At 47.4% G+C, this 23,920-nt stretch carries 22 protein-coding genes; 4 read left to right on the forward strand and 18 right to left on the reverse strand.

The annotated features are described in order from the left end of the window. The first annotated feature begins 3 nt into the window (after positions 1–3). Positions 4–2,793, forward strand: a complete 2,790-nt coding sequence (locus HGH90_RS15890; RefSeq protein ID WP_169191518.1) for a family 78 glycoside hydrolase catalytic domain — start codon at positions 4–6, stop codon at positions 2,791–2,793. Between the two features lie 17 nt (positions 2,794–2,810). Here HGH90_RS15890 and HGH90_RS15895 read toward each other — a convergent pair whose 3' ends face one another. Beyond that, complete coding sequence (locus HGH90_RS15895; protein ID WP_168762991.1) at positions 2,811–4,085, reverse strand: Na+/H+ antiporter; 1,275 nt, start codon at positions 4,083–4,085, stop codon at positions 2,811–2,813. Positions 4,086–4,233: 148 nt separating this feature from the next. On the opposite strand from HGH90_RS15895, the gene HGH90_RS15900 reads away from it, so the two are divergent. Then, positions 4,234–5,358, forward strand: coding sequence for a hypothetical protein (locus HGH90_RS15900; RefSeq protein WP_169191519.1), 1,125 nt, complete (start codon positions 4,234–4,236; stop codon positions 5,356–5,358). A gap of 151 nt (positions 5,359–5,509) precedes the next feature. On the opposite strand, the gene HGH90_RS15905 is transcribed toward HGH90_RS15900, so the two are convergent. After that, positions 5,510–5,833 carry a hypothetical protein gene (locus HGH90_RS15905; protein ID WP_168762993.1) on the reverse strand — a complete coding sequence of 108 codons (324 nt, stop codon included), beginning with the start codon at positions 5,831–5,833 and terminating at the stop codon, positions 5,510–5,512. 53 nt (positions 5,834–5,886) lie between these two features. After that, positions 5,887–6,258 carry a hypothetical protein gene (locus HGH90_RS15910; RefSeq protein WP_169191520.1) on the reverse strand — a complete coding sequence of 124 codons (372 nt, stop codon included), beginning with the start codon at positions 6,256–6,258 and terminating at the stop codon, positions 5,887–5,889. Positions 6,259–6,397: 139 nt separating this feature from the next. On the opposite strand from HGH90_RS15910, the gene HGH90_RS15915 reads away from it, so the two are divergent. Then, a complete protein-coding gene (locus HGH90_RS15915; protein ID WP_168762995.1) occupies positions 6,398–7,054 on the forward strand; it encodes an RNA polymerase sigma factor in 657 nt (218 codons plus the stop codon). Between the two features lie 31 nt (positions 7,055–7,085). Here the strand turns inward: HGH90_RS15915 and HGH90_RS15920 are convergent, their stop codons facing one another. Both HGH90_RS15920 and HGH90_RS15925 read right to left on the reverse strand, forming a co-directional pair. Beyond that, positions 7,086–7,571: a MarR family winged helix-turn-helix transcriptional regulator gene (locus HGH90_RS15920; RefSeq protein ID WP_168762996.1), complete on the reverse strand. Its 486-nt coding sequence runs from the start codon at positions 7,569–7,571 to the stop codon at positions 7,086–7,088. A gap of 19 nt (positions 7,572–7,590) precedes the next feature. After that, positions 7,591–10,038 carry a TonB-dependent receptor gene (locus HGH90_RS15925; protein ID WP_169191521.1) on the reverse strand — a complete coding sequence of 816 codons (2,448 nt, stop codon included), beginning with the start codon at positions 10,036–10,038 and terminating at the stop codon, positions 7,591–7,593. A 595-nt stretch (positions 10,039–10,633) separates the two neighbouring features. Here HGH90_RS15925 and HGH90_RS15930 point away from each other — a divergent pair. Then, the gene (locus tag HGH90_RS15930) at positions 10,634–10,966 is read left to right on the forward strand and encodes a hypothetical protein (protein ID WP_168762998.1); all 333 of its coding nucleotides are present in this window, start codon (positions 10,634–10,636) and stop codon (positions 10,964–10,966) included. A 34-nt stretch (positions 10,967–11,000) separates the two neighbouring features. Here HGH90_RS15930 and HGH90_RS15935 read toward each other — a convergent pair whose 3' ends face one another. The 13 genes from HGH90_RS15935 to HGH90_RS15995 all read right to left on the reverse strand — a co-directional run bounded on the left by HGH90_RS15935 (position 11,001) and on the right by HGH90_RS15995 (position 23,866). Continuing rightward, positions 11,001–11,570, reverse strand: coding sequence for a dihydrofolate reductase family protein (locus HGH90_RS15935; protein WP_168762999.1), 570 nt, complete (start codon positions 11,568–11,570; stop codon positions 11,001–11,003). 9 nt (positions 11,571–11,579) lie between these two features. Beyond that, positions 11,580–11,924 carry a DUF1801 domain-containing protein gene (locus HGH90_RS15940; RefSeq protein ID WP_169191522.1) on the reverse strand — a complete coding sequence of 115 codons (345 nt, stop codon included), beginning with the start codon at positions 11,922–11,924 and terminating at the stop codon, positions 11,580–11,582. 227 nt (positions 11,925–12,151) lie between these two features. Continuing rightward, positions 12,152–13,225, reverse strand: a complete 1,074-nt coding sequence (leuB, locus tag HGH90_RS15945; RefSeq protein ID WP_169191523.1) for a 3-isopropylmalate dehydrogenase — start codon at positions 13,223–13,225, stop codon at positions 12,152–12,154. An 18-nt stretch (positions 13,226–13,243) separates the two neighbouring features. Continuing rightward, positions 13,244–14,770, reverse strand: a complete 1,527-nt coding sequence (locus HGH90_RS15950; protein WP_247679819.1) for an alpha-isopropylmalate synthase regulatory domain-containing protein — start codon at positions 14,768–14,770, stop codon at positions 13,244–13,246. A gap of 14 nt (positions 14,771–14,784) precedes the next feature. After that, positions 14,785–15,381, reverse strand: coding sequence for a 3-isopropylmalate dehydratase small subunit (leuD, locus tag HGH90_RS15955; RefSeq protein WP_168763002.1), 597 nt, complete (start codon positions 15,379–15,381; stop codon positions 14,785–14,787). Positions 15,382–15,429: 48 nt separating this feature from the next. Then, on the reverse strand, positions 15,430–16,833 hold the full coding sequence (gene leuC / locus HGH90_RS15960; RefSeq protein ID WP_168763003.1) for a 3-isopropylmalate dehydratase large subunit: 1,404 nt from the start codon (positions 16,831–16,833) through the stop codon (positions 15,430–15,432). A gap of 210 nt (positions 16,834–17,043) precedes the next feature. After that, a complete protein-coding gene (locus tag HGH90_RS15965) occupies positions 17,044–18,159 on the reverse strand; it encodes an ABC transporter permease (RefSeq protein WP_168763004.1) in 1,116 nt (371 codons plus the stop codon). Further along, positions 18,156–19,262: an ABC transporter permease gene (locus HGH90_RS15970; RefSeq protein ID WP_169191524.1), complete on the reverse strand. Its 1,107-nt coding sequence runs from the start codon at positions 19,260–19,262 to the stop codon at positions 18,156–18,158. The genes HGH90_RS15965 and HGH90_RS15970 overlap by 4 nt, the downstream gene beginning before the upstream one ends. A 10-nt stretch (positions 19,263–19,272) precedes the next feature. Next, positions 19,273–20,016: an ABC transporter ATP-binding protein gene (locus HGH90_RS15975; protein ID WP_168763006.1), complete on the reverse strand. Its 744-nt coding sequence runs from the start codon at positions 20,014–20,016 to the stop codon at positions 19,273–19,275. Between the two features lie 11 nt (positions 20,017–20,027). Continuing rightward, a complete protein-coding gene (locus HGH90_RS15980) occupies positions 20,028–20,945 on the reverse strand; it encodes an ABC transporter ATP-binding protein (protein ID WP_168763007.1) in 918 nt (305 codons plus the stop codon). Then, the gene (locus HGH90_RS15985; RefSeq protein WP_168763008.1) at positions 20,942–21,892 is read right to left on the reverse strand and encodes an HlyD family secretion protein; all 951 of its coding nucleotides are present in this window, start codon (positions 21,890–21,892) and stop codon (positions 20,942–20,944) included. Before HGH90_RS15985 ends, HGH90_RS15980 begins: the two co-directional genes overlap by 4 nt. A gap of 14 nt (positions 21,893–21,906) precedes the next feature. Beyond that, a complete protein-coding gene (locus tag HGH90_RS15990) occupies positions 21,907–23,184 on the reverse strand; it encodes a TolC family protein (protein ID WP_169191525.1) in 1,278 nt (425 codons plus the stop codon). A gap of 61 nt (positions 23,185–23,245) precedes the next feature. Then, complete coding sequence (locus HGH90_RS15995; protein WP_168763010.1) at positions 23,246–23,866, reverse strand: TetR/AcrR family transcriptional regulator; 621 nt, start codon at positions 23,864–23,866, stop codon at positions 23,246–23,248. Between the last annotated feature and the right edge of the window lie 54 nt (positions 23,867–23,920).

A 23,920-nucleotide genomic window follows, 5' to 3' on the forward strand; every position in this document is an offset into this window, starting at 1 on the left:
ACTATGAAAAGGGTTTTATTCCTGGGCTGGCTATTGTTACTATGGGCCGCCCCCACATTAGCTAATGGGGGAAGCTCCCTGTTACCCGCTCATCTGCGTTGTGAATACCTGGTAAATCCCACTGGCATAGATGAACCGCATCCACGCTTGGGCTGGACATTTGAAGCCACCGATCCAAAGGCTTTCGGGCAACGGCAAACCGCCTATCGCATCCTGGTGGCGGCTACACTGGAAGAATTAAACGACAACAAAGGGTCATGGTGGTCGTCTGGATGGATCAATTCCAGCGACATGCAGCAGATTGAATACAAAGGAAAACCCTTACAGTCGGATCAGTCGTATTACTGGAAAGTAAGTGTAAAGGACGAGCAGGGACGCATTTCGCCCTGGAGTGAAACAGCACAATGGACCACCGGACTATTTCAGCCCGGCGAATGGCAGGCTTCCTGGATAGGCACGGCAGAGGTATTTGATCCGCATCAGCGCGATTGCAATATCAACGACCCCTGGCTGAGAAAAACAATTGATTTAACAGAAGTGCCACGCAAAGCCAATATGTTTGTGGCTTCTATAGGATTCCATGAATTGTATGTCAACGGCAGAAAAATCGGGGATGGCGTGATGGCCCCCGCAGTAAGTAATCACACGAAAAGAGCCCGCTATATAGCCTATGATATTGCAAAGGAACTGAAGCCGGGAAAGAATGTAATTGCCCTTTGGCTGGGTACTTCCTGGTCTATATTCGGGCCATACATTACACCAGGTAAGCCCAATACACCTATTGTAATTGCGCAGGCAGCACTGTATAACGGGAACGCCACTACGCCATTCATGTTCATTAAAACAGACGGGTCCTGGCGCACACATCCCAGCCCCAACCGGCTATTGGGCACCTGGGACTTTCACAAAATGGGAGGAGAGATCTGGGATGCCCGCAGGGAAATAAAAAACTGGAATGCTGTTGGATGTGATGACAGTGCCTGGCAACCGGCAGTAGTGTATCACCCGCCCCTGTTGCTGTCGGCCCAGATGGTGGAGCCTAACCTGGTGATGAATGAAATAAACCCGGTATCGGTCACCCCAGCGCCTGATGGCAGCTATATTGTAGATATGGGCGTTAACTTTGCCGGATGGACAGCCATTCAGGTGCATGGCCATCCCGGTGATACAATCCAGTTCCAGTACTCAGAAAGGGCGCACGTACCCATGACTTTCGCGTTGCATAGCGCGGTGGTGATTGGCTATGATGGTACGGCCACTTTTCACAATCGTTTTAATTACAGCTCCGGGCGTTGGATCACTATCCGGGGATTAAAATATGCGCCCGCACTTACTGATATCCGTGGCTGGCTGGTACGAACAGGATATATGGCTGCCAGCAGCTTCACCTGCTCCGACTCCCTCCAAAACTGGATCTACGACCGGGTACGATGGACCTACGAAAACCTGTCGCTCGGCGGTTATATTGTAGATTGCCCGCAACGGGAGCGACTGGGCTATGGAGGCGACGCCCACGCTACCTGTGAAACCGGCATGTATAACTATCATCTCGGCGCCTTTTATACCAAGTGGATGGAAGACTGGCGCGATGTGCAGGGATCAGAGGCCATTGTAGGCAACATGTACGATACCGCCTGGGCCCACAAAGGCCTGATGAGCGGCCGTCACCTGCATAAAGGAATACAACCTCATTCCGCACCTACATATATGGGTGGAGGTGGTCCGCCCTGGGGAGGCATCTGCGTGTCCCTGCCCTGGTTTATTTATCAGCAGGAAGGTGACCGGCGGGTATTGGAAAGGAACTTCGAGATGATAAAAAATTGGCTGGCTTTCCTGGATACCCAAACCAAAGACCATCTCTTACAGCGATTTGGCGGCAACTGGGATTTCCTGGGAGATTGGCTCTGGCCGGGGGCTACCGCCGAAGGAATGAATAACAATAAACCACAAACGCTTTGCCTGAACAATTGTTACCGCGTATTTAACCTGCGTACAGCCGTTAAAATAGCGAAGGTGCTCGGCAAAACTAAAGAAGCTGCCGAATGGCAACAACAGGCGGAGTTATCCAGTCGCGCTATCAATGCCCGGTTTTATAACGCAGCAGACCATAGCTACTCCGACAGCTCCATGGCCAATATGGCCGCTGCACTGCTGGCCGGAGTTCCCACACCCGATCAGCGCGCCGCTGTGATGAAACGGCTGGAAAATGAAATCCTGGTAGTACGCAAAGGACATATCAATGTGGGGATTACCGGTGGCGCCATGTTGTTCCGCTTGCTTCGCGACGAAGGACGTGATGACCTCCTCTATAGCATGACTTCACAGACATCGTACCCCGGTTGGGGTTATATGAAAGCCAATGATGCCACCACTATCTGGGAAATGTGGGAAAAGGACTTACCGGGACACTCTCTTTTACATAGTTCCTTTCTTTACCCCGGCGCCTGGTATATCAACGGCGCCTCTGGCATACGGCGTGATCCTGCTTCTACCAAAGGATTTCAGCATTTTCTGGTGCGGCTGCCATCTTTCAATAGCCCTCCAATGACCTGGGCTAACACTAGTTTTGGCTCCTCTGCCGGAATAATTAAAACATCCTGGAAAAAAGAGAACGGCCACTTAACATTGCAACTATCGGTACCACCTAACTGCTCGGCCACGCTGGAGTTGACGGAGCAGGAAGCGGCAGGCCTTAGTGCGGGCCAGGCGCCACTTAAAAAGCAGCGCAGGCAAAATGGAGGGGTAGCATATGAATTGCCGGCAGGAAACTATGTTTTTAGTACCGCGATATAAAAAGCAAGCGCTCCTTGTCAGGCACTATGTACTTTCTTGGGATGTGCGCCTGGCAGCTTTACCGCCTTTACAATCCATGGCAGAGAAATACCTTGTACGATCAGGGTAAACAACACCACTACTACGGAAATAAATACGATTGCATTTCTTTCGGGGAATGATTTGTTATCACCTAACGTCATCGGCAGCCCGATGGCGATGGCCAGGGAAACAATGCCCCGCATGCCCGACCAGCCGATAATCAGGCTGTTCTTAAAATCCAGCAACGCATTTTCTGTGATCCTCCCTTTACCTTTTTTAAAGGCTTGTTCCAGGTTGAGTTGCTGGGTGAAGATACGGGCCATGCGTAACACCAGTGCTACCAGGGTAATTATAATTCCATAGCCGATGTAGGGAAATATCATATCGGCTGGGATGTCTTTAATGATATAAGGAAACTGTAATCCTATCAATATAAAAATGAGCCCGTTGAGCAGGAAGATAATAATGTCCCAGATTGCCCGGGACTGTTGTTTTAACTTTTCAGGGAAGGCCCTGTTGCTGATCCTGGCAGTCATGAGACCCAGCACTACTACGGCAATCACGCCAGATACATGCAGTTCTTCTGCCAGCAGGTAAGTAACAAAAGGCATCAGGAGCATAAAACTGATCGTTACCAGGTCGTTTTTATGTACCACTTTCAGGATAATATGTAACAGCTTACCTATGGAAAGTCCCACCAATACGCCGCCCGCCATCAGTACAATAAATTCCAGTGATGCTTTCCAAAACACGAAGGCCGTACCCATGGCCGCGGCAATGGCAAAACGGTAGGTGACCAGGGCAGAGGCATCGTTGATGAGACTTTCACCTTCAAGGATGGTAATGGTTTTATGGGAAAGTCCTAATCCTTTGGTGATGCTCATAGCGGCCACCGCATCGGTAGCAGAAAGGATAGCGCCTAATACAAAGGCCAGGGGCCAGGTCATACCAGGGATTAAGTAATGTGCCACCACCGCGATAGCTGCTGCCGTTAAAAAAACAAGCCCAATGGCGAGCGTACCAATCGTATTGAAATTGGTTTTGAATTCCTGCGGCGAAATATTAAAGGCGGCATCGTATAACAGGGGGGGCAGAAAGATAAGGAACACCACATCAGGGTTCAACGAAATATTGGGCAACGCCGGTATAAAGCCAATGCCAATACCGGCGCTGATCAGCAATACCGGGTAAGGCAACTTAATCTTATCGGCCATCGCCGATAAGATGATCATAATAGCCAATATAAAGATAACAATGCTATAGAGCTCCATGGTATGATTTACTGCGAAGATATAAGGTAGGTTTTTTAAAAAGATATTTGCAGGCTGAGAATTTATTTTTATCATTGTAAGCAAGGAATTGTTTGTTGACCGACCACCTTCCTTCACCTGGTATTCTGCTGACATAATAATATAATGTATGAAGAAATTATCCCTGATCTTTATGGATCATCCTATGAGGTATCTGACTGTTGCCACCTGTTTGTTGCTGGCGCAGGTAAGCTTTGCGCAGGACTCCATTAAACGTTACAATGCGCAATTCACGAAGTTGGCGATGGATAGTAGTATCCCTGTGCTGGATATCGGCCGCAGCGGCGATCCCGGCAACCAGAATGTCCCATTATGGGCGCCTACCGGGGGGGCTTATAACATTGATTTTCACGGATGGAGGGATGTGGGGCCTGGCCTCATCGGCGCGCGTATCCGGGCGGAAAGAATAAATATTTACCAGGCAAATGCGGCATTGGTACAGGGAATGGATTTAACCTTTCATACTACGGGATCAGTAAGCGGGCCGGTAGAAAGAATGCGGATCACTTCAGGGGGTAATGTCAGCGTGGGTGTCCAAAAACCGGCTGCCAGGTTCCATGTGGCGGCACCCTATGGCATCGTGTTAGCGAAATATACCCAGGTAGATAATACCGGGGGAGATGGAGAAATGGTAATCTATAATGCTGCCGGAGCCGACACCGACTATATTCCCACCTTGCGTGGGCGTGCCTGGTCCCGTGGCCGTGGCTATGGATTATATATGCTCGGCGAATCAGAAGATATTGTACCACTGGCCGACCAGTCCAACGTAGGTGCGGTAACGATAACCGGGTTATCCAAAAATACGCAACAGCGGAAACTCCTGAATAATAACATTTTCACCGTAAATAATAATACCGACAACCTTTTTGTAATAAAGGCAAACGGTAGTATAGGTATAGGCGCACCTGATACCAAAGGTTATAAGCTGGCGGTAAATGGCGCGGGTGTGTTTACCCGGGTAGTGGTGAAGGCATATAATAATTGGCCCGACTATGTTTTTGCCACTAATTATTCATTGCCGTCTATAGCGGCCCTGGAGCAATTTGTGACTGCCCACCAACATCTTCCGGAAATTCCTTCTGCAAAAGAGATAGTGGAAAAGGGACAGGACTTAGGTGAAATGAATCGGTTGTTACTGAAAAAGGTAGAAGAGCTCACCTTGTATATCATCCAGTTGAATAAAAGAATAGATGAGCAACAGGAACAGCTAAAATCGTTACAAAAATTATAACGAATAGCTATGTCAATCCGTACGGACATCCCTGGTATGCGTGTGGATGCACCGACAAAGACATTAACAAGGTGATCGCTAAAGATAGGAGTGAGAGGAATTGGCCAACTGGCCGGGCTGGGAAGGTCTGAAAAGCCAGACCTTCCCAGCCTCAGGACGCTTTGGGTAATTGCTGTTCCCTCCATTTGATGAACATCATATGGTAGGCGAACTCCCAATACAGGTGGTCGTCCAGCATTTCCAGCAGTTTCATTTTACGCTTAATAGCGTCCTGGCTGTTACGGATCATCAGTTCGTATTGGGCGAGTTGCTCAACCAGGGACGTTTCCATCATTTTAAGTAAAGACGGGAATGCTTCCATATCGGTATTAAGGATCATCTTGCCTTTGGGTGTTAGTTTCAGTTCCCGGATGCGCTCATGCGTTAATTCCGGCATTTTGATGCCCTGGAGGTTGAATACTTTGCTCTTATGCATTGGCTGAGTGCTTAAACGGTTAATAATGGTAAACGGATACAGGTTATAAAGTACTATGCTAAACTCTTGTTTTTAGTCAGTTGTGCCAGGGTATAGGCTCCTATGGCCATTACCAGGTCTCTGACGGCGACGTCAAAGTAATGCCCGGTGGTAATTAATTCCAAGGCAATACAAATCAGCCATACCATCACTAACCAGGCGCCAAAAAGAGGACGGAAGAATACCAGCAAACCAGCCACAATTTCAACAACACCTACTATTTTCATGAAAACCACGGCATCAAAGGGAACTATACCTTTTACTGCAGGCGACAAGTACGCAGACCAGTCAGTAAGGATATTGGTGAATTTATCCAACCCTGCAACAATGGGAACAATCCCATAGGTAGCCTGTAGCGTGCGCTGGAGTTGATTAGCAGTTGCCATGACTTCGGTTTTTAGGTTCGCATTCTGGCCGGTTTAAGGCCGGCTCTTATTAATTAGAGTACAAATTGTTTCCTGGGTTACAAAAAAGAGAAAAAAAATTTTGTAACTTTTCTCAACTTTCATCATCCAATAAGATATAATGACCACAATCTCATTAACAGACAGGGAAATTGATAACGAAATAATCAATAAGATCCTGGCAGGAGAAAAAAAGCTATTTGAACAGCTGATGCGCCGGCATAATCCGAGCATGTTCCGGATAGGAATGACTATCCTCAACAACGATGCAGACGTAGAAGATGTCATGCAGACAGCTTATATCAATGCATATCAGCATCTTAGCTCTTTCCGGCAGGAGGCTGCCTTTGGCACCTGGCTGAAACGAATCATGATTAATGAATGTAATCAGCAATTGAAGAAAAGAAAACGTGGGGGGAGGGAAGATATATCTGTAATTGATGAACACCATTCGGCCGGTATGACCGAAACAAAAGAATCCCCGGTGGCAAAAGTAATTGATAAAGAACTGGGCGAGGCGCTGGAACATGCCCTGATGCAAGTACCTGAGAAATACAGGGTCGTATTTGTCATGAGGGAAATTGAACAGCTCAGTAACGCCGAAACCGCGCAAGTCTTGCAGATTTCGCCGGTAAATGTTAAAGTGCGACTACTAAGGGCAAAATTGATCCTGCGTGGTAAAATTTCTGAGTATTATAAAAATGACCTGGTGTTCCCATTCCATTTGATCCGCTGCGACCGCATCGTGAACAAGGTAATGAACCAACTGGGTATTTAGGCCATATCCGCAAACGGATCAGGGGACGCCATCAGGATTTTTCTATCAGGCTCACCTTGATCCGTTTGTACATACTCCTCTCATCTAAGGACTGCTCCAGTTCAGTTAACACTTGCAACAGATCGGCACTGGCAGCCGCCAACCATTTCCTGTTTTCCTCCTTAATCACTTCGAGCAAAGGCGCTATCTTTTTATGCATCTGTTTACCCGCCGGCGTTAGCGACACCAGCCGCCTCCGGGCATCCTTCCGATCCGTCGCCGTTTTAATTAATCCATTTTCTGTCATCTGGTCTACAAACTGCACTACTGCCGGGTGGCTGAGTTGCAGCATGGCAGCAATTTCTGTGATACCCAGCTGCTTTTGCCGGCTGAGCAACTCCAGTACCAGGTACCATCGGGCTTCAAAGTCCAGCGCCGACTCCTTATAAATCTGGCTCACGTCTGCGGATAAACGTTCTCCCAGCCGCTTTAAGCGGGTAGCCAGCGCCAGCTCCTCCAGTTCATTAACTAAATTCATGCGCTAAATGTATAAATTTTTATCCTGCCCTTCGCTTTTCTTCTTCTGCACCACCGGTTTTCCTTGCATTACTATTTCCGCCGTTGCTACCAAAACGATAATTGAACGTGAGGGTCATTACCCGCGTATCCCGGCGTTGATGAAAAGTTTCGCCATAACCCGTCAACCGCGTTACTGCATTGGTTTGATTAGTGAGGAAGATATCGCTGACATTTAATTTGACGGATGCCTTTCTGTTCCACAGCTGTCGCTGTGCGCCAATATTCATAAACCAATAGCCTTTCACATCCAGGAACCCGTAATAGGACCGGCTGTTGTAACTGCCCGTAATTTCCAGGCTGGTCAACGGGTTGATCGTCACCGTATTAACGGAATTAAGTTCTACCGCCACCCGGCTGGCATCCAGGTGGGTATTCACCAGGTTGCCTTTATACTGGCCATAGAACACCAGTACCGTGTTGGTGCTGCTAAGCCATTTCGCAATGCTGACGGGGAAACTAACACTCACGTTGTAGTAGTTATATACCGCCAGGTTACGGCCTGTTTGGATCACGGAACCAGCTACCGTGTCCGGCGACAATACCTCAATGATATTATCTTTCGTTCGGCTGTAGCCGATTTTGGCGGTATACTGTTGTTTAAAGGTGTACGTTAGTTCTGTAGAAGTGGTGAGTTCCGGCAACAAGTAGGGATTACCCGCTTCATAGGTATAGGGGTCCAGGAATATCTTAAAAGGATTCAGCTGCCGGTAAGAGGGGCGCTCAATGCGCCTGCTTACGGTAATACCCAGGTCGTTGTTGGCATTAATGGTATAACCGAGATAACCACTGGGAAACAATTGCGTATAATGGCGGGTAAAAGCTGTACTGTCTGTTACCTGAAGGCCATCAGCATTGGTGTTTTCCACTCTCAGCCCCAGTTGCCCATCCCAGCGTTTCCATTTTTTGGCAATATTGATATAGGCGGCATTAATGTTTTCCTTGTAAACAAACCGGTTACTCTTTCCTTTATCTAATACGTTGCCGCCATTACTTCTGTCGAAGAACTGAACGTCGTTGTCTGTTTTTACCCAACTGCTTTTTACACCGGCATCCAGCCGTGCCCCCAGGGCTTTTAATGGCTGGGTATAATCTGCTTTTGCGGAACGTATGCTGAGGTCTCCTTTCAGGTCGCCAAAAAGCTCGTAAGGATTTTTATTTTCAAGCTGATGATTGTCAAAAAAACGGGTGGTATAATACTGTGCCTGGCTGGCATTAAAGCGCGCATAATCGAGATCGGCGGTAAGTTGCCGCCCGCTGGTATCGAGCATGTGTTTATAGTTGAAATTAATACTGCGATTATTACGGTGCGGAGTATTGGTACCGGTAGTAATAAAAGTACCAGCAGGTTGACCGGCTGCATCCAGCGATTGTGCGGGGCTATTAGTGAAGATGCGCATGTTATTGAAAATACCGTTGGCCACAAACCCGGCCACAATGTTCTTGCTGACATTAAAGTCGGCTCCAATCCTGGCGTTATGACTGCCCGCGTTAAACCGGAACCGATTGTTGTAGTTGGTACCGCCGGTATACTGGTTGTCAGTGTTATAAAATTGGCGATAGATAGTTAGCGCATTCAGTTCTTGCCGGTAGTTGTAGTTATAAGCGCCAAAAATATTCAGGCGATGATATTTACTGTTGAAGGTGAGAGCCGGGTTCACTTTAGGATACTTTCCCTGACCGTAGCTTAGGGATATATTCCCGTTGGTACCGGATTTATTGCCTTTTTTTAAATGGATATCAATAATACCGGCGTTGCCGGCTGCATCATATTTTGAAGAGGGATTAGTAATCAGGTCGATGCTTTCGATTTGGTTGGCCGACATACTCCGTAGCATAGTGGCCAGCTCTTGTCCTGACATAGGTACCTGTTTACCGTCTATCATCACCAGTATACCCTGGCGACCACGCATAGCTATATTATCATTTTGGTCGATAGTAATGCCCGGCGATTTTTCCAGGACTTCCAATGCAGTACCGCCGGCCGATGATATGGAGCTGGCCACATTGATAACCGTTTTATCATACTGTTGTTGCACAAATGGTTTGTTGGCCGTAACCGTTGCCTCTTTGAGTTGTTTAGACTGCAGTTGCAGTGAAATAACCGCCAGCCGGGTAGTGCCTTCATGGCGGAAGGGGGCTGATTCATACGGGATAAACAGCATACTTTGCGTAGACACCTGGTAACTGCCATCGGGAATTTTATCAAACCGGAAGTTACCGGTACTGTCTGTGTATTCCATCTTCAGCAACTTTTTACCTGCTACCTGGCGAAGTTGTACCAGTATATCTTTTACGGGTACATTGTCCGCTGAAGTGATGCGGCCATGAATGGCGGAAGTTGTAGGTGTTGCCTGTGAGTAGCTTTTATTTATGTAAGTAGTTACTGAAATAAAAAGCACAAAAAAATAGGCTTGTTTCTTTTTCATTTTGGAGTCTTTATAATAGTAAAATTAGGATGTTTGTGGTATGTGTAGACAATTTAGGATGGTATTTACATGTGCGGTAAATGTTACTACTTACTAAGTATTTTTTGTGAGAGGAGTGGTTGGGAGATGGATGGTTTCGTTGTTAACATTCGTTAAACACTTGATTGGCCGAATCATACGACCTTTCGTTCAATGGAAAAAGAAGTACGAGAAAAATTAGATGAAATGACCCGGATTGCAGAACTATCTGCTAAAAGGGGTAAGTAAAATCCTCCCGAGTACCTGTAGATGCGGTGCTAAAGGTTTGATGTTAGGTATTAGGAATGAAGAAGAGGCTGCCGCTTTTATGGCGGAGCTGAATAGGTTAATAAGGAGCGAAAGACTTAAATAAGTTACCCTTCCATAGCCACTACAATCGCTTTGTTTCTTTTTTAAACCCTCGTCTTGTTACCCGTTTTTGTCACCACAAACTTTTTCCTCATTTTACAAAGGTTTTATATATTTTTAGTAATTGGTAGGCAGTGGCTGCTTGGTTTAGTCAACCAGGTTGCTCGAATCTAACCAGGTACTGTCAATTATCACCTATATACTGACGATGAAAAAATTACACATCCATCTGTGGCTATGGTCATTGTTATCAGTAATGATATTACTCGGTGTGTCGTGCAAAAAGAAGAATGATCCTTCACCGAACAAGGAAACGAGGGAGGTGGTTTTCCTGGGTAGCTTTGTCCCGGACATGATCACCCTGGAAAAAGAGAACGTGGTTGTCCTCAGCTTCAAGAAGTGCCAGGGAACGTTTAAGTTCGTCCTGGCGCGCGTATCCAGTAATATGTACATGAGTTTTTTGAAACATGCCCGGAAAAGCGCACGACCGGTGAAGATATATATATACAAAGGAAGTACAGACATTGCAGAAATAAAGTGAAAAAAGGCGGCAAGATAAAAATTGCCGCCTTTTTTTATTTTACCGTTTCGTAGTGAAGGCATACCACGCCAGAAGAAAACGCGTGGCTGTTCAGCAATTTCAATGATACTTTTCCGGGGACATCTTTGAAGAGCGCAATTCCTTTACCCAGTAGTACCGGGTTCACAAAGAGCCAGAATTCATCTACCAGGCCATATTGCATCAGGGATTGTGTAGCACGTGGACTACCGAATATGATAATTTCTTTTCCAGGTTTTTCTTTAATGGCCCGGATTTGTTTTTCAACATCGTCGTGAATGATGGTGGTTTTATCCCGTTGCTGGCCATTCATGGTACGTGAAAGCACTACTTTATCCACCTGCTTGTACCAGGTACTGTGTTCAATATCATGTTTGCTGGGATTAGGCTTATCAGCAGCGGTAGGCCAGTAGCCTTCCATCATATCGTAGGTAACCCGTCCATAGAGGGCAGTGTCGGAATTGTTGGTACGATCTCCTGCGTAATCGAATATTTCATTGTCCACACGGATCCAGTCCATTTCTCCGTTAGGACCGGCAATAAGGCCATCCAGGCTGATATGCATAAAGGAAACGATCTTTCTCATATACTTGTTTTATAGTGATTTACTGGCTTTTTTTAACCATGTTTCCAATTGTTTATAATCTACTGCCAATCCTTCTGTAATGGTAGCAATTTTCCGGTCGGGGCTGGTGGTTGGAGCAAAGTAGCCTTTTACTTCGGGCAGCTCCCCGGCATTGAAAATCATAAATGAAACTTTCGCTTTAGCGGCTGCAATAACGGCGGCGTATTGGCCATTTTTCAGGTAGTGTGGTTTACCATATTGGAGGCGTTCTTCTGCGTCGGGAATAGCTTTCAGGATCATTTTGCGCAGGGTGTCCGATACAGTTACCTGCCAGGGGCTCAGCTTTTCAATGTACTGTGTTATTTCCGGGTTCATATTCTGTAGTTTTTATTGCGTGGTGAATAACCAAACAAACTTACTCCGGAAAAGTTACAAGTGAGAGGTGTGATTAAGACATTTATGGGGGTAATTGCGTCAAATGCTGTAGAGCAGAAAGCATAAAGCAGAAAGCTATTATAGCGAATGACCAGGGCGGTTTAAAAATCCGCTAAGATCATCCTCCACAATAGCTCTATGCTTTAAGCTTTAAGCCTTCAGCTCTATTAAAGATGTTTCAGTACTTCTGCGCCAATGGCTTCAGTACCCAGTATTTTGTCGGCCGGGGTTTGCTGATCTGCAATATCCCTGGTACGGAAACCTGCTTTCAGCACCTGGTCTACCGCGTTGATCACTGCTTCTGATTCTGCTTTCATTCCAAAGGAGATATCGAGCAGGAGGGCAGCCGATAAGATAGAGGCCAACGGGTTAGCTACGCCTTTACCGGTAATGTCGTGGGCAGAGCCGTGAATAGGCTCGTATACGCCAGTGCCATCACCTACAGAGGCCGAAGCCAGCATGCCCATGGAACCGGCTATCTGGGAGGCTTCGTCGGTAAGGATGTCGCCAAACAGGTTAGCGGTAACTACCACGTCAAAGCGGCGCGGATCTTTGATCAGCAGCATTGCGGTGGCATCTACGAACTGGTGCTCTACTTCTACGTCAGGGTATTCTGGCGCAATCTTCTGAATCACTTCCCTCCATAGGCGCGAGGTTTCAATGACGTTGGCTTTATCTACAGAGCAGAGCTTTTTACGACGGGTACGGGCAGCTTCAAAAGCCTTGCGGGCAATACGTTCTACTTCATAGCGACTGTATTCGGCAATGTCATAAGCGGTATCGCCATCATTCTTTCTTCCTTTCTCCCCAAAATATATGTCGCCGGTGAGCTCACGGAAAAACAGGATATCAGCGCCTTTTAATATTTCAGGCTTGATACTGGAAGCACCTAGCAGTTCATCAAACAGTTTGATTGGACGGAGGTTGGCATATAATCCAAGTTCCTTGCGCATTTTCAGCAAACCCTGCTCAGGTCTTACTTTGGCAGATGGATCGTTGTCGTATTTCGGGTGACCAACCGCACCGAATAATACGGCGTCTGATTTTCTCATTTTTTCCAGCGATTCATCCGGCAACGGGTTACCGGTAGCTTCTATTGCCACATGGCCTATCAACGCCTCATCATAAGTAAAGGTATGCCCGAACTTTGCAGCGATTTTATCCAGTACTTTTTTTCCTACTGCGGTTACTTCCTGTCCGATTCCATCACCAGGAACAATTAAAATATGCTTGGTTGCCATTCAGTTGTTATTGAAAGTTTAAATTAAGTTCAGCATTTTCTGGGTCGCTTTAATAGCGGATACCGTCTGGTCGCTGTCCAGTCCCCGTGTTTTGAATTCTTTGTTACGGTGGCTCCAGGTGATCACGGTTTCACAGAGTGCATCTGTTTTCCCGCCGGGAGGAATGCGTACGGCGTAATCTGCCAGGGAAGGCAGCTCCAGTTTCAGCTTTTTGTATACCTTTTTAAGGGCATTCATAAAGGCATCGTATTGTCCGTCACCCTGCGCATGTTCTTCAAACACTTCTCCCTGTATCGATATTTTCACGGTGGCAGAAGGGTTGAGGTTCTTGGCGTGGGTGAGTACATAGCTTTCTATATTCACCTTCTCCTGTATCCGGTTGCTGTCCAGTACATCGGAAATGATGTAGGGCAGATCGGCCTGCGTCAGCATTTCCTTGCGATCGCCCAGTTCAATGATACGCTGTGTTACCTTTTTCAGATCGGGATCCGACAGTTTAATGCCCAGTTGCTGGAGATTGTTTTCGATATTGGCTTTGCCGCTGGTTTTACCCAGGGCGTATTTACGCTGACGACCGAAACGTTCGGGCATCAGGTCACTGAAGTAGAGTTTGTTCTTTTTATCACCATCGGCATGAATACCGGCTGTTTGGGTAAATACATTTTCGCCCACAATCGGCTTGTTCACCGGTATGCGGAAGCCGGAAAATGTTTCTACCAGCTTACTGACGGTATAAAGTGATGTTTCAGCCACACTGGTTTTTACTTCCGGTAAGAAATCATGCAGCACGGCGATGGCGCTGGCCAGTGAGGCATTCCCGGCTCTTTCCCCCATACCATTAATGGTTAGGTGGATACCATGGGCGCCTGCTTTTACACCTTCCAGTACGTTGGCCGTACCCAGGTCGTAATCGTTGTGCGCATGAAAGTCGAAATGTATATCCGGGTAGCGTGTAACGATGGCCGTTATAAACTCCTTCACTTCATCAGGTGTCAGTACGCCGAGGGTGTCGGGCAGCATGATCCGTTTTACCGGCTGCTTTTGTAAGAAGTCGAGATATTGAAAAACGTATTCCCGCGAATTACGCATACCATTGCTCCAGTCTTCGAGGTAGATATTGCAATCCAATCCTTTTTTCCTTGCCAGTGCAATCACGGCGGCTACTTCTGCAAAGTGTTCCGCTGGTTTTTTCTTTAACTGGTGCGTTAAATGGTTCAGGGAACCTTTGGTGAGCAGGTTCATGACTTTGGCGCCGGCTTTCAGCATCCATTCTACTGATACGTCGCCATCCACAAAAGTTAATACTTCTACTTTCTGAATGAAGCCGTTTGCCTTTGCCCATTTGGTAATGGCTTTCACGGCCGCAAATTCGCCTTCGGAAACACGGGCCGAAGCAATTTCAATCCGGTCTACCTTTACTTCTGTCAGTAAAAGCTGTGCAATGGTTAATTTCTCCGAGGGTGAAAAAGATACGCCACTGGTTTGTTCCCCATCACGCAGGGTAGTATCCATTATTTCAACATGGCGCTGGTTCGCTGGCATCATCGTTTTGCAATGTTTTAGTACAGGCTCTTTTCTGCGAAGACTTTGATATCTTCTTTCATGGCCTGTAAGTAATCAATATCATCGAAGCCGTTCATCATGTTATGTTTTTTATAACCGTTGATGGCAAAAGACTCGCTGGCGCCGGTGGCTGCAATGGTGATCGTTTGTGTAGCGAGGTTCACTTCTATTTCCGCTTTGGGATCAGCCTCGATGGCGGTAAATATTTTATCCAGGAATTCGGGACTTACCTGCACCGGTAATATACCAATGTTGAGGGAGTTGTTTTTGAAGATATCGGCAAAGAAGCTGGATACTACGCAACGGAATCCATAATCATAGATGGCCCAGGCAGCGTGCTCACGGCTACTGCCGCTACCGAAGTTTTTGCCGGCTACCAGTATCTTACCGGAGTAGATGGGATTGTTTAAAACGAAATCCTTTTTAGGTGTGCCGTCTGTTTCATAGCGCCAGTCGCGAAACAGGTTGTCCCCAAAGCCCTTACGCTCGGTGGCTTTTAAGAAACGTGCAGGAATGATCTGGTCAGTGTCCACGTTTTCAATCGGCATGGGTACTGCAGAACTTTTCAGTATAGTGAATTTATCGTAAGCCATTGTTAAGTTGTCGTTTGTTGAATGATTGAAAAAAAGGTGCCGGCATGATTAAGCCATCAGCTCTCTCGGATCGGTGACTACGCCGGTTACCGCTGCCGCTGCCGCTACCAGTGGGCTGGCCAGCATGGTGCGGGAGCCAGGTCCTTGTCTGCCTTCAAAGTTCCTGTTGCTGGTGCTCACGGCATATTTACCGGCAGGTACCTTGTCATCATTCATGGCCAGGCAGGCGGAGCATCCGGGCTGACGCAGCTGGAAGCCAGCTTCGGTGAGAATGTCCAGGATACCTTCTTCTTTGATCTGTTGTTCTACAATATGAGAACCCGGTACGATCCAGGCGGTAACATGTTCCGCTTTCTTTCTTCCTTTTACGATAGAGGCAAAGGCACGGAAATCTTCAATGCGGCCATTGGTACAGCTACCAATAAATACGTAGTCTACTTTTTTGCCCAGCATGGCATCTTCTTCATGGAAGCCCATGTATTGCAGTGATTTCTCGTAACTGGCTTTACTGTCGCCTGCCAATGCGGAAGGAATGTGATGGGTGATCCCCATCCCCATACCCGGGTTGGTACCATAAGTGATCATGGGTTCAATATCAGCGGCGGCATAGGTGTGCTCAACATCGAAGGTAGCGCCTTCATCTGTTTTCAGCGTTTTCCAGTAAGCCAGGGCTTTGTCCCAGGCGGCTCCCTGTGGCGCTTTTTCACGGCCTTTGATATAATTGAAAGTGGTTTCGTCTGGTGCAATCATACCGCCACGGGCGCCCATTTCAATACTCATGTTGCACACGGTCATACGACCTTCCATGCTCATGTTTTCGAATACTTCACCGGCATATTCTACAAAGTAACCGGTAGCACCGGCTGCGGTGAGTTTAGATATAATATAGAGTGTAACGTCTTTAGGAGTAATACCTTTACCCAGCTTGCCTGTTACATTGATGCGCATTTTTTTAGGCTTCGGCTGCATAATGCATTGAGAAGATAACACCATCTCTACTTCAGAGGTGCCAATACCAAACGCAATTGCGCCAAAAGCACCATGGGTGGAGGTATGGGAGTCGCCACAAACAATGGTCATACCCGGTAAGGTGATCCCGTTTTCCGGACCTACCACGTGCACAATACCATTCTTCGGGTTGCCCAGGCCCCAGTGGGAAATACCATATTTGTTGGAATTGGTTTCCAACGCTTTCAGCTGGTTGGCAGAAAGCGGATCCTGTACCGGCAAATGCTGGTTAATCGTCGGTGTATTGTGATCAGCTGTAGCAAAGGTCTTTTCAGGAAACATTACCTTTAAACCCCGGCCTTCCATTCCCAGGAAAGCCACCGGACTGGTTACTTCATGAATAAAGTGGCGGTCGATAAAAAATACATCCGGACCATCTTCAATTTTCCTCACAACATGTGAATCCCATACTTTGTCAAATAAGGTAGCGGGTTTATTGCTCATTTTTTAAAATTTTAAAAGTAGCTACTTAATCGTTCAAATTTATTCATAAAATCTGTTTTATTTCAATGTTTTTTCTAAGGATTACCGGTAAAAGGCGACAAATAACGGCTGTGAACGGGCGCTTGAGCCCGTTCTGTTCTATATTTTGTTGATAGTCAGATAATTGTAAATTCTGGAAAAAATAGTTGGAAAGAAAAAAGATGGTCCCGATTAACTGGTTTTCCGGTAGTTAAGAATCGCCCAACCGTTTAAAATCAGCGCAAATACGACCAGGTACCCAAACTCCCGCTGCACATCCACAAAGCCACTGCCTTTGAGTACGATCATCCGCATTATCTTGATAAAATGGGTAATAGGGGTTAAGTTAGCAATGAGCCGGGCCCAGGGCGGCATACTATCCACCGATGTGAAGAGGCCACTCATCAGCATAAAGATCATCATAAAGAAAAATGCCACAAACATAGCCTGCAACTGGTTGCTGGTATAGGTAGATACCAGCAACCCAAATCCCAGCAAGGCAACCAGGTAAATCGCGGCAAACAGGTAAAGCAAGGCAAAACTGCCCACCGGCCAGATGCCGTAGACTCCCCAGGCAACCAGCAACCCCAGCGTAAATACAATCAACCCCATCAGCCAAAAGGGGATTAGCTTGCCCAGGATAAATTCCCACTTTCGTATAGGCGTTACATTGATCTGCTCTATCGTACCCACTTCCTTTTCCCGTACAATATTGAGAGCCGACATAAATCCACCGATCAACGTGAGCAGCAATACCAGCACGGCCGGTACTACATAAAATTTGTAGATCGCCAGCGGGTTATACCAGTTCGACCAGGTAAGATCGATAAGTCCAGCGGCAGGCGCCACCCTGGCATTGGTATTGACCGGCAGGTCTTTATTGAAATCACCGATGGCAGTGAGCAGGTAATTGCCGCCAATAGCAGCCTTGGTGCCATTAATGGCATCGATGGAAATTCCCACTTTCTGCTGCCCCTCCCTGACCAGGTTTCTTTCAAAGCCCGCAGGTATTTCCAGCACCAGGTCGGCCTTCTCCCGCTCTATATACTGTAATGCCGCCGGAAAGGAGGGGGCGGCAGCCACCATCCGGAAGTAGCCAGAAGCAACGATGGTATTGACCATTTGCCTGGAGTAACTGCTATGGTCGTTGTCTACCACGGCCAGGTTTACCTGTTTCACATCAAAGTTCATGGCCAGCGGCAGGATGATCAGCTGCACTGTAGGCATGGCAAACATCATGGCCAGGATCGTTTTATCCCGGAAAATCTGGCGGAACTCCTTCTTCAGTAAATAACGCAGTACGCTCATGATAACCGGGTTTTAAAATTTTTGAGGGCAATGGCGAGCAGCAACAGGGTCATCCCCAGGAGCACCAGCGTTTCTTTCCAGATGTACTTAAATCCAAGCCCCTTTAACATCACCGCTTTTATAATGAGGAAGTACCAGCGGGAGGGCACCACGTTAGCAATGACCTGGAACACCCCGGGCATATTTTCCAACGGGAACATGAACCCCGTAAAGATCATCGTCGGAATCATCATCCCCATCATCGATAACAGCAACGCCGTTTGCTGGGAGTTGGTGGTATTGGAGATCATCAATCCAAACGAAAGACACGTAATAATAAACAGCATGCTTTCCAGGAACAGCAGTACGATACTGCCTTTGATTCCTACGTTCAGCACAAACACCGCCAGCACCAGGATAAGGATAAAGTTGAGCAGCGATAAGATCAGGTAAGGAATCGCTTTGGCGATTAATACCATCAGCGGCTGGAAAGGAGATACCAGCAAGATTTCCATGGTGCCCAGCTCTTTTTCCCTGACAACCGAAACGGAGGTCAGCGCTGTACACACGATCATGAGCACCAGGGCCATCACACCGGGAATGAAATTCAGGGAGCCGTTTCCTTCTTCATTATACAACATCCGCGGCTCCGGTATAATCAGGTAGGGCAGCGGCTTACCGGGATTAATTTCCTGTTGGTACGCAGTAGTAATGGCTGTAAGATAATTGACCACCGTTTTGGCAGTATTGGGATCGGAGCCGTCGGTGATAATCTGCAAAGGTGCACGGCCATGGTGTTGCAGGTCGCTGCCGAAATTAGCCGGGAAAATGAGCGCACATTTGGCGGTACCATTTTTAAATGCGCCGGCAATATCGTTGAAGCCGGGAGCAGCCTCCGTTACTACAAAATAGGAGGAGGATTTTATTTTGCTGACCAGCTGTTGTGAATTCACATCATGCGATTGATCAATCACGGTGAGCGTTATATCTTTTACCTCGCTGGTGAGGGCAAAACCAAACAGCACAATCTGAGCCACCGGCAAGCCAAACATAATCAGCAAGGTGCGCTTGTCGCGAAATACATGGAAAAATTCTTTCCGGATGAATGCAAAAAACTGTTTCATACCTGGTTGTTTAATCGCCGGATCTTTTGGCGCCGCGGGCCAGCTGGTAAAATACTTCGTCCATATTGTTGGCGTTGAATTGCGCTTTCAGTCTTGATGGAGCATCCAGCGCTTCCACTTTGCCATCCACCATAATGGTTACCCGGTCGCAATACTCTGCTTCGTCCATATAGTGTGTGGTAACGAATACCGTAATGCCAGATGCAGCAGCTTCGTAGATCATATCCCAAAACTGCCGCCGGGTTACTGGATCCACGCCACCGGTGGGCTCATCCAGAAAAACAATCCGCGGCCGGTGGAAGATGGCTACGGAAAAAGCCAGCTTCTGTTTCCAGCCTAACGGCAAAGCACCTACGAGCTTTTTAGCTTCGCCGGTGAGTCCCAGCTTCTGCAGCAAAGCATCACTGCGCTCCTCTATCTCTGCGGCAGGCACCCGGTACACGCCTCCGAAGAATTCAATGTTTTCGGCCACGGTCAGGTTTTCATAGAGCGAAAATTTCTGGCTCATGTAACCGATATTTTTTTTGATGGACTCGGCTTGTTGGTATACATCATACCCGGCCACCTGCGCCTCCCCGGAACTGGGATGCGACAGCCCGCACAAAATTCGCATCGCCGTGGTTTTGCCTGCACCGTTGGCGCCCAGGAAGCCGAATATTTCGCCCTTATTTACCTCGAAGGAAATTTTGTTAACGGCATAAAAATCGCCGAAACGCTTGGTCAGCTCCTTACATACAATTACTTTCTCTGCCATGCTATCGCTGGTTATGCCTGGTTCATCAGGCGGATAAAACTGTCTTCTATACCCGGTTGAATTTGTTCCATGCTAAGTTGTGTATGTCCTTTGGCCACCATGCTTTGCTGAATGGCCGCCATATTGGTTTGTTGTTCGTTCAGCGTAATATGAATGCTTTCGCCAAAGGCATAACTGCTGTCTACGCCCGGTTCTTTCCTCAGCGCGGTCAGCAGCTGGTACGTGTTGTCCGACCGGATGGCATACAAGGGTACCGGGAATTTTGACCGGATGCCATCAGGTGTATCGACCGATAGAATATTGCCCCCCTGTATCAGCGCTATTTTTTCGCAAAGCACCGCTTCATCCATGTAAGGTGTTGATACCAGGATGGTAATGCCTTGCTGTTTCAGGTTTTTCAGCATCTGCCAGAACTCTTTCCGCGACACTACATCTACACCGGTAGTCGGTTCGTCGAGAAATAGTACTTCGGGCTTATGAATGAGCGCGCAGCAAAGCGCCAGCTTCTGTTTCATACCTCCTGATAACTTCCCGGCGCGCCGGTTGTTAAAAGGCTTGATCTGTTCGTAGATATCTTTAATAAGGGTATAGTTTTCACCGATGCTGCTGCCAAACAGGGTGGCAAAGAAATCCAGGTTTTCTTTTACCGTAAGATCCTGGTACAGGGAGAATTTTCCCGGCATATACCCGATTTTGTTACGTATTTGCCGATAGTCTCTCACACAGTCATAACCCAGTACGCTGGCCTGGCCTTTGTCGGGCAATAGCAGGGTGGTGAGGATGCGGAACAGGGATGTTTTCCCGGCGCCATCGGGGCCAATCAGCCCAAATAGTTCACCGGCCCTCACCTGCAGCGATACATCGTTAACAGCCAGTACTCTTTCCTGGTCGTAATGTTTGGTGATATGATCCAATACAACGGTATTCATGACTTCGGCTTGTTGATCAACATTTCTCCATACATACCTATTTTCAGGTAGCCATCATTCTTTACACTGATCTTAATGGCATATACCAGGTTGGCCCGTTCATTTTTTGTTTGGATAGTTTTAGGCGTAAACTCTGATTTATCCGATATCCAGGTGATTTGCCCAGGGTAATATTTATAATCATTTTTTCCTTGATCAATACGTGTTTGCACGGTTTGCCCGAGTTTGATATCGGAAAGCAGGGTGCCGGTAACATAGGCCTTCAGGTAAAGTGTGTCTGTATTGGCGATTTTAAACAGGGGTTTACCTATGGTCGCCATTTCTCCTTTCAGCGCATAGTTGGATAGCACCACGCCGGTAATGGGACTGATAATTAGTCCCCGGTGTATTTGTTCGGCATACTGTGCGAGCGACTTTTCCAAAGGAGCTTGCTCGCTGAGGATGCTGCGGTTTTGTGTGGAGGTGTTGGCATTATTCAATGCTAATTGCTGTTTGGTGACGTTAATTTGTCGTTCCAGCTGTTCAATTCCGGCGTTAATATCATCCAGTTGTTTACGGGTAGCAGCGTCGCTTTTCACCAGGTTCTCCGTGCGGGTTCTTTCGCGGTATTGTTGTTGCAACTGGGCTTCCTGTACCAGCAGCTGGCGTTTTACCAGCTCTGTTTGTGGTTGGGGGTTGTATGTTTTGTCATGCAGTGCAGCTATCGACGCCTGCACCTGTTCTTTCTGCAGGGTAGGGATAGCAACGTCAATTTGTCCCACAGTTTGCCCGGTACTGAGGTGGTCGCCTTCACGCAGGGAGTATTGTTGGATAACGCCGTTTTGCTGGGCCGACACCATCACTTCATCTGCTTCAAAGTTACCCGCTGCATCAAAATTATTTTTGCTGCTGTTGCAGGCGTTCAGAAGAAGTAGCAGCGTCAGTCCTGGTAGGATGTGAAGTTTCATAATGTAATAGTTGATCAGTTTCCCGAAGTGTTTTTATAATTGTATTGAGCCTGTAGTAATTGGATGTTATGGAGAATGCGCGCTTGTTTGGCGAGATGCTCCGCATTAAGCTGGGTGATATACTCGTGTACCGTGATCACGCCGTTATCGAGCTGCGCTTGTGCCGATTGCAGTACGGATGTTCGCAGGGCTATGGCTTTATCGTCTTGCAGGAGGAGATCCGCATATTTGCTGATGTCCTGGTTTTGTTGTTGTAGCGTAAGCTGTGTATTGAATAAAAACGTGGCTTTGCTGACGTCGAGGTTTTGGCGGTTGATGTCCAGCAACTGCCGGTTATTTTTCAGGGAGTACAGGCTGCCGAGCGACCAGCTGAGGCGTACGCCGCCTATCCACCACGGACCAAATTTATTGTCTACGATGTTGAGGGTAGGGCGGCCGTAGGCGCCTTGCAGGAAGGCGTTGAGCCTGGGCAGGTAGGTGGTGGACAATTGTTTTTCCTGTATGTCGTATGCTTTTTTCTGCAGGTCGTAGTAAGCGAGTTCCGGGCGGTTAATATTTTCGGGAGAAGTCATGGGCGCAGGCCAGCTAAGCGTTGTGCTATCGCCCAGGGGCTGCTGGATAAACACGCCCAGCATATTCATATAGGCTTTCCGGTTAGCCCTGAATTCGGTGTCGGTCATATCGGCATTCACGATTTCGGCTTTCAATTCATCTACGTTGCTCCGGTAGGCAGTGCCGTTGGCCAACGCGGCACTGGCTTTGTCTGCCGCCGTTTGAAGGTTGGCTTTCTTCAGCCGGTTTTGTTGCAGCTGGGCATCCATAAGCAGGATACCAAAATAGAGTTGGGTTACTCTTTCCCGGACCGCATACAAATTTACCTCCAGCTGTTGTTGCTGAATAGCTTCATTGGCTTTGCTGCTTTCCTTTTGCCATTTGCTGACGCCGCCATCATAGATTTGCTGGCTGATTTCTGCCTGTATTTTGTATTGGTCTTTACTGAGTTCGGGTGGATGTACGCCGGGAATGGCGGGAAGCACCTCCGAAAAATCGATGGTTTGCGATTGATAGCTGGCCTGCCCGCTTACAGTGAGCTGCGGCAGGTATAGCTTTCCGGCGTTTTCTATAGAGTATCGGCTGCTTCGCCGGATCAGGTCATATTGCCGGATCTGCGGGTAGTTTTGGCGGGCCTTTATAAAACATTCTTCCAGGGTAAGGGTATTGCTTTGGGCTTTCCCATTCACCGAAGCGATACCGAATACCAGGCAGCAGCAGAGAGTTTTAAAGACGTTCATGATGCTAAATCCAGTTTGAATAATTGTTTTGAAAAGTTGTTCAATTTTAAGGCAAAAAAATTTATTTAATCATGCCTTTTATCCAGATGGGAATCAGTTGCTTCCTTTCTTCCATCAGCGTTTTAAACTCGCCAGCTTTCACGATCTTCTGCCTTTCCAGCAGCGGCCTGGCCAGAAAAGGCATTACCACAAACCCGATGATATTCATGAGCAGGTGCAGCGGTTGTATAGATAACTTACCCTGCTTTTGCAACGCCCCCAGCTGCTTAAAAAAGTGGGAGTGGAAGATGGCGTTTTTCCGCTCGCCTTTTAACAGCTCATCACTGCCGGAAAAAATTTCGTTGACCATAAACAACGGGAAATCGGGATTTGCTAGCAGCATCGTAATATATTGATCCGCCACCTGTTCTACCTGTTGCTGCAGCGATAGCTGCTCATTGTTTAATACGCCGGCCACAGTGTTGAGGAGCTTGTCTATCACCTCCGCCATGACAAACTGGAACAGCTTTTCCTTGCTCCGGAAGTAATAATTGATGAGCGACAAATTGATATCGGCTTCTGCGGCGATGTCCCTTATTTTGGTAGCATGATACCCCCTGCGGGTAAACACGGTCCTGGCAGCGGCCTTGATCCGGTCTTCCGTGGAAGCATCCATTTTTTCCTTCTTGTCTTTTACAGGCATAATCCGGTATTTATTTACCAAAGATACAAAATTGAACAACTTTTCAAAAAAGTT

The sequence above is a fragment of the Chitinophaga sp. Ak27 genome (genome assembly GCF_012726295.1).
Taxonomy (GTDB): Bacteria; Bacteroidota; Bacteroidia; order Chitinophagales; family Chitinophagaceae; genus Chitinophaga.